Origin of the sequence: Nonomuraea sp. NPDC048916 (assembly GCF_040649575.1) — a bacterium.
Classification (GTDB): domain Bacteria; phylum Actinomycetota; class Actinomycetes; order Streptosporangiales; family Streptosporangiaceae; genus Nonomuraea.
In genome coordinates, this window is sequence record NZ_JBEZFS010000147.1 from 1 (window position 1) to 766 (window position 766).

The window sequence follows — 766 nt, forward strand, 5'->3', positions numbered from 1 at the left end:
ACCAAGGGCCGCGTTTCGCAGATCGAGCAAGGCAAGATCTCCGGACAAGACGTTCTCGCCCGGTACGCCACTGCTCTCGGCGGTCAGCTCCATCAGTCGATCTACTTCGACGATGGGGACATAGCAGCCATTGCCTGAGATGTGGGCGAGACGCCGAGAAATCCTGCGGTAGCAGTTCACGCGTCCTCGGAATGACCAAGGCAGGCCGTCGGCCGGGGAGCTGTGTACAGCAGCAGGTACAGCAGCATCGGCTTACGTGATCACATGCCATCAGCCCGTACCTGCCGCCTGACCAGGACGAAGGCCTCTCCACGGGGAGACCGGCTCCCGTTTGCACGCAGGATGTCAGCGGTTCGAATCCGCTAGGCTCCACCTCGAAAAACGCCCCGCTACCGATCAGGCGCATTCGAGGGGTCGTCGCAACACAGGTGATCATTTGCTTGCGGCAGTCAGCATAGCCGGATGGGTCACCGGTGGGTGTCCTTCCGAGGGCCGGCAGGTCCCGCTCTGGGAAGGACGCCCGCCACGCCGACGGTGCTTTCGTCAGGATGTCAGGTACAGCTGACAGCGTGGGCCGCACCTGACAAAAGGGGTTTGCTGGATGAGCGGCATCGAAAAGACTGAACCTTTTTCATCCTCAGGCGCCCTGGGCAACTCGGTGGTTCTGAAGGACGGCGATGGCCTTACAGAGGTGGCCGGCCTTGGAAGGGCTGCAGCGTAGCTTTCGGAGGATCTTCCAGCTCTTCAGCTGGGCGTTCGCGCGTTC

1 pseudogene is annotated in these 766 nt (G+C 61.9%); it reads right to left on the reverse strand.

Going from position 1 to position 766, the window contains the following annotated elements:
• Positions 1-637: 637 nt before the first annotated feature.
• Positions 638-766: pseudogene (locus AB0C16_RS40160) on the reverse strand (IS5/IS1182 family transposase); the annotation flags it as partial.